Here is a 5,389-nt window from a genome sequence, read left to right on the forward strand (position 1 = left end):
TTCGGTCTCGAGCGACTTGGCTTCCTCGACCGTGATCACGCCCTCATTGCCGACCTTCTTCATGGCGTCGGCGAGGAACTTGCCGATCTCGGCATCGCCGTTGGCCGAAATGGTGCCGACCTGGGCGATCTCCTCGTTCGAGGTGACCTTCTTCGAGTTTTTCTGGAGGTCGGCCACGACGGCTTCGACCGCGAGGTCGATACCGCGCTTCAGGTCCATCGGGTTCATGCCGGCCGCGACCGACTTGGCGCCTTCACGCACGATCGCCTGGGCGAGCACGGTTGCGGTGGTGGTGCCGTCGCCGGCCGCGTCAGCGGACTTGGAAGCGACTTCGCGCACCATCTGGGCGCCCATGTTCTCGAACTTGTCCTCGAGCTCGATCTCCTTGGCGACGGTGACGCCGTCCTTGGTGATGCGGGGAGCGCCGAACGACTTCTCGAGCACGACATTGCGGCCCTTCGGGCCGAGAGTGACCTTCACCGCATTGGCGAGGATGTCGACGCCGCGCAGCATCTTGTCGCGCGCATCGACGGAGAATTTGACTTCTTTAGCTGCCATCTGAATTTTTCCTTGGAATGGTTTTACCCTGGAGGAATCTTGGGAAAGAGGCGCTTAGGCCGCCTTCTTCTTGGAAGCGGGGACGTCGAGCACGCCCATGATGTCGCTTTCCTTCATGATCAGCAGGTCTTCACCGTCGATCTTGACCTCGGTGCCGGACCACTTGCCGAACAGGACGCGGTCGCCGACCTTGAGGTCGATCGGGATCAGCTTGCCAGCTTCGTCGCGGCCGCCCGGGCCGACGGCGGTGATTTCGCCCTGCGAGGGCTTTTCCTTGGCGCTATCCGGAATGATGATGCCGCCAGCAGACTTCTCTTCGGCGTCGATACGCTTGACCACGACGCGGTCGTGAAGCGGACGGAATTTCATGCAGTCCTCCTAAACGTTTGCATATGCTGTAGATTTTTGGAGTGTTAGCAGTCCAATCCAGCGAGTGCCAGAGTGGTTGGGCAGGAGATAGGCCAAGCCTTGACGGCGGGCAAGTGCCTCTAGCAGAAAAATTGGCACTCGCGAATGACGGCTGCCAGAAGGATGCCGAGATCATTTCGGCATCCTTAATGCCGCCCAGCGGGCCACCGGGGCTATTAGCAGATGCGGTAAGCTGCTGCTAACGCAAGAAATTTCAACAACCTATTAAACATTTAGGCTTGAGATGGGTTAGTCGCGTGCGTCACATTTCTCTCATGTGAGCGCATCCATTGCCGGTGGTCCGGCGGGGAAGGTCGGCCACCAATTGAATGCGCTCCGTCACAGGAGGTTGGCATGGTCTCGCGAGTTGGTGGGGTTGTTTCCGACGATTTCCGGAAGCAGTTGCTGGGGTACGGGCTGACGACGGCGCAGATCCTCTATCGGATGCCGGATCACCCCTCGTTGCTGCAGACCTATGTCTGGCAGAACTACGACCTGTTTCCGAGATTTCCGGCGCTGCAGGATTTCCTCGCCTTCTGGCAGCAGAAGCTCGAGGGCCCGCTGTTCTCGGTGACGGTGGCGCATTCCAAGCTGGTCAAGCCGGCCGAGCTGCGCGCCGTCGACGGCGTGTTCCGGTTGCATTGATCGCCAAAGGGAGCAGGGCGCGGCCCGCGCCTTTGCCCACCTTGGATGCGTGACTTGTGTTAGCCTTCGCCCGCCAGAAAAAGACGGGAGGCGAACAATGGCCAAGAAGACGGCATCAAGATCCGCAGCCAAGACCGCGGTGCGGAAGAAGTGGACCGGGCTCGGCGCCGGTGCCAAGAAATCCTCCGCGAAATCCTCTGCGCGCAAGACCATCAAGTCCAAGGGCCGCGTCTCGGCGGCGAAGAAGAGCGCGCCGAAAGCAGCAGCCAAGACTGCAGCCAAGGCTGCCACCAAGGCACTGCCGAAGCAGCGCATCGCGATCAGCCATCACCGCGAAGAGGATTTCAAGGCCGACGGCCTGCGCACCTATGCCAGGTATCGCGACCTCGGCATCGCTGCCGCCTCGCACGGCCTCGCGCAGGCGCATGTCATCCGGCTGCAGGGACCGTGCAATCCGGAGGAAGTGTCGAAGCTGCACTTCCACGACGTCGACTTCCAGATGGTCTATGTGCTCAAGGGCTGGGTGAAGACCTACATGGAAGGCGAGGGCGAGACGCTGATGAAGGAAGGCAGCGCCTGGACCCAGCCGCCGCGCATCCGGCACATGATCCTGGACTACTCCGACGACGTCGAACTGCTGGAAGTGATCCTGCCGGCCGAGTTCAAGACGGTGGAGCTGGAGGCGTAGGCCGTCATTCCGGGGCGGCGCGAAGCGCCGAGCCCGGAATCCATCAGGCCGCCGCCCGCATGGAGAAATGGATTCTCAGATGCGCAATTGCGCATCATAGCTCGCGCTGCGCGCCCCGGAATGACGTGGGCAAGTCGGTTTCGTAGCGCAGCGAAATCCGGGACTCGCGCATCCGGCGGAGACGGCCCTGGATTGCGCTTCGCTTCATCCGGGCTACGGCTCCGCAGGCTACGGCGACGTCATCGCCCCCACGATCGCGCCCATCAGGCATGTCGTCAGCGTGCCTGAGACGACCGACTTCAGCCCGAGCGCGTTGATCTCGTTGCGCCGTCCGGGCGCCATGATGCCGAGGCCGCCGATCATGATGCCGAGGCTCGCGAAGTTGGCGAAGCCGCACATCGCATAGAGCATGATCAGGCGTGAGCGCGGATCGAGCGCGTCGGGGCCGAGCTTCGACAAATCGACATAGGCGATCAGCTCGTTCAGCACGGTCTTGGTGCCCATCAGGCTTCCTGCCGTGATCGCCTGCGGCCACGGCAGGCCCATCAGCCAGCACACCGGCGCCATCACGTAACCAAGCAGCCGCTGCAACGAGATCTTCGCGCCGCCGATCTCCGGCAGCAGGCCGATGATCTTGTTGGCGAGATAGACGAGCGCGACCAGCACCAGCAGCATCGCGATGATGTTCATCAGGAGCTCGAGCCCCGCGGTGGTGCCCTTCACGATGGCGTCCATCGTCGACGACACCTGGACGTCGGGATCGTCGAGCGATCCGCCGGTGCGTTTGTCCGTCGTCTCCGGCACCATGATCAGGCTGACCAGAATGGCGGCCGGCGCGCCGAGCACCGAGGCGATGACGAAATGCGCGGCCGCATCGGGGATCAGCGGCGCCAGCAGCGTGGCATAGAGCACCAGCACCGTGCCGGCGATCCCGGCCATGCCGCCGGTCATCACCAGAAACAATTCGCTGCGGGTGAGCTGCGCCAGATAGGGGCGGATGAACAGCGGGGCTTCCACCATGCCGAGGAAGATGTTGGCCGCGGTCGAGAGCCCGACCGCGCCGCCGACGCCGAGCGTGCGCTCCAGGATCCAGGCCATGCCGCGCACGACCGGCGGCAGCACGCTCCAATAGAACAGCAGCGTCGTCAGCACGCTCATGACCAGCACGATCGGCAGCGCCTGGAAAGCGAGGATGAAATCCGAGCCCGGCGCCTTGGGATCGAACGGCGCGGGGCCGCCGCCGACGTAACCGAACACGAAGGCGGTGCCGGCGCGCGTCGCGGCGGCGATGGTGCCGACGGCATCGTTGATCGCGCCGAACGCCTGCGTCACCAGCGGCACCTTGATCAGCACCAGCGCGGCGACGATCGTAACGATGAGCCCGATCGCCGCCTGCCGCAGCGACACCTTCAGGCGATTCTCGCTCAACGCCCAGGCGATCAGAAGCAACGCCACCACGCCGAACGCCGATTGCAACTGCAGCATCATGCCCCCAAGAACCCTCGTGCGATTATGGGCAGGGGCCTCGCGCAGCGCAATGCTGTTGCGCGTTCTCTTTCCCGCCATTGACAAGTTGCAGGTGCTCGGTCACGCCATCATCCATGTCCTCCGTCACATCGGCCGGCGCCCGCGATCTGCTCGGCCACAGACCATTCCTGTTTTTTCTGTCGTCGCGCAGCCTGTCGCGCTTCTCCAGCCAGATCGGCGCGGTGGCGATCGGCTGGCAGATCTATGATCTGACCGGCAGCGCATTCGACCTCGGCATGGTCGGACTGGTGCAGTTCCTGCCGACGGCGCTCTTGGTGTTCGTCGCGGGTCACGCTGCCGACCGCTTCGAGCGCAAGCGCGTGGTGCAAGCCTGCCAGGTCGCGGAGGCGCTGACCGCATTGTTTCTCGCCGGAAGCACTTTTGCCGGCACCATCTCCGAAATCCAGATCTTCGCTGCGACCTTCGTGCTCGGGATCGCCGGTGCATTCGAAAGCCCGGCAACCGCGGCGCTGTTGCCGCTGATCGCGCCGCAAGGCTCGCTGCAGCGGGCAACCGCGATCTCGAGCGGCGCGGCGCAGGTCGCGACCATCACAGGTCCCGCGCTCGGTGGCTTCGCCTATGCGATGATGCCGAGCGCGCCCTATGCCGTGATGATGGTGTTCTGGCTGTTCGGTGCGCTGCTGACCGGCGGCATCGGCCGGTTGCAGCAGGCAGCGACGAAGAACGGGGAGGTGTCGGACGATCTGTTTGCCGGCGTCACCTTCGTGCGCAGCAATCCGGCGATCCTCGGCACCATCTCGCTCGATCTGTTCGCGGTGCTGTTCGGCGGCGTCACCGCGCTGCTGCCGATCTATGCGCGCGACATCCTGATGACCGGTCCGCTCGGCCTCGGCGTCCTGCGCGCTGCGCCCGCCGTCGGGGCGCTCTTGATGACGATGGTGCTGGCGCGGCACACCATCAACCGCCGCGTGGGATTACGCATGTTCCAGGCGGTGATCGTGTTCGGCGTGGCGACGGTGGTGTTCGCGCTGTCGCACTGGATGTGGCTGTCGGCGCTGGCGCTCGCGGTGCTCGGCGCCGCGGACACGATCAGCGTCGTGATCCGCTTCTCGCTGGTGCAGCTTGCCACCCCCGACGAGATGCGCGGCCGCGTCGGCGCGGTGAATTTCCTGTTCATCAATGCCTCGAACCAGCTCGGCCAGTTCGAAAGCGGCGTCACCGCGGCGCTGCTCGGCGCCGTGCCGTCGGTCGTGCTCGGCGGCGTGGCGACGGTTGCGGTGGCGCTGCTCTGGATGAAGCTGTTCCCAACACTGCGGGATGTCGAGAAGCTGGAGTAGTTTCTCCGCCCGTCATTGCGAGGAGCGAAGCGACGAAGCAATCCACTTTTTCCCCGCGGGGATGGATGGATTGCTTCGCGGAGCCTGTCATCGGGCGCGCGTACGCGCGACCCGTTGGCTCGCAATGACGGTGATTGTGGCTAAAGCTCTGGATCTCCACCTCGCCCCGCTTGCGGGGAGAGGTCGACGCGCAGCGGCGGGTGAGGGGGACTCTCCGCGAATGCGTCTCTCGCCGTCCTCGCGGAGACTCCCCCTCATCCCCGAC

Annotated in this window: 6 protein-coding genes; 3 read left to right on the forward strand and 3 right to left on the reverse strand. The window is 64.2% G+C overall.

Features of this window, described 5'->3' with window-relative positions; genetic code table 11:
• Both H8A95_RS41355 and H8A95_RS41360 read right to left on the reverse strand, forming a co-directional pair.
• Nucleotides 1-558 (reverse strand): TCP-1/cpn60 chaperonin family protein (locus tag H8A95_RS41355; RefSeq protein ID WP_274617720.1); only part of this gene is annotated, 558 nt, incomplete at its 3' end.
• 54 nt (nucleotides 559-612) lie between these two features.
• Nucleotides 613-927 carry a co-chaperone GroES gene (locus H8A95_RS41360; protein ID WP_229169122.1) on the reverse strand — a complete coding sequence of 105 codons (315 nt, stop codon included), beginning with the start codon at nucleotides 925-927 and terminating at the stop codon, nucleotides 613-615.
• A 393-nt stretch (nucleotides 928-1,320) separates the two neighbouring features.
• Between H8A95_RS41360 and H8A95_RS41365 the strand changes: the two genes are divergently transcribed.
• Both H8A95_RS41365 and H8A95_RS41370 read left to right on the forward strand, forming a co-directional pair.
• Nucleotides 1,321-1,611: an usg protein gene (locus tag H8A95_RS41365; RefSeq protein WP_229188224.1), complete on the forward strand. Its 291-nt coding sequence runs from the start codon at nucleotides 1,321-1,323 to the stop codon at nucleotides 1,609-1,611.
• 97 nt (nucleotides 1,612-1,708) lie between these two features.
• Nucleotides 1,709-2,299, forward strand: coding sequence for a cupin domain-containing protein (locus H8A95_RS41370; protein WP_229188225.1), 591 nt, complete (start codon nucleotides 1,709-1,711; stop codon nucleotides 2,297-2,299).
• Between the two features lie 228 nt (nucleotides 2,300-2,527).
• On the opposite strand, the gene H8A95_RS41375 is transcribed toward H8A95_RS41370, so the two are convergent.
• The gene (locus H8A95_RS41375) at nucleotides 2,528-3,784 is read right to left on the reverse strand and encodes a NupC/NupG family nucleoside CNT transporter (protein ID WP_229188226.1); all 1,257 of its coding nucleotides are present in this window, start codon (nucleotides 3,782-3,784) and stop codon (nucleotides 2,528-2,530) included.
• A 116-nt stretch (nucleotides 3,785-3,900) separates the two neighbouring features.
• On the opposite strand from H8A95_RS41375, the gene H8A95_RS41380 reads away from it, so the two are divergent.
• Entirely contained in the window at nucleotides 3,901-5,124 is a 1,224-nt protein-coding gene (locus tag H8A95_RS41380; protein WP_229188227.1) for an MFS transporter, read from the forward strand.
• The last annotated feature ends 265 nt before the right edge of the window (nucleotides 5,125-5,389 follow it).

It is taken from the genome of Bradyrhizobium oropedii (assembly GCF_020889685.1).
Classification (GTDB): Bacteria; Pseudomonadota; Alphaproteobacteria; order Rhizobiales; family Xanthobacteraceae; genus Bradyrhizobium; species Bradyrhizobium oropedii.

Coding starts and splice junctions, on each gene's coding strand:
- H8A95_RS41380 (WP_229188227.1), top strand. CDS start 3,901: ATGTCCTCCGTCACATCGGCCGGCGCCCGCGATCTGCTCGGCCACAGA.
- H8A95_RS41360 (WP_229169122.1), bottom strand. CDS start 927: ATGAAATTCCGTCCGCTTCACGACCGCGTCGTGGTCAAGCGTATCGAC.
- H8A95_RS41370 (WP_229188225.1), top strand. CDS start 1,709: ATGGCCAAGAAGACGGCATCAAGATCCGCAGCCAAGACCGCGGTGCGG.
- H8A95_RS41375 (WP_229188226.1), bottom strand. CDS start 3,784: ATGCTGCAGTTGCAATCGGCGTTCGGCGTGGTGGCGTTGCTTCTGATC.
- H8A95_RS41365 (WP_229188224.1), top strand. CDS start 1,321: ATGGTCTCGCGAGTTGGTGGGGTTGTTTCCGACGATTTCCGGAAGCAG.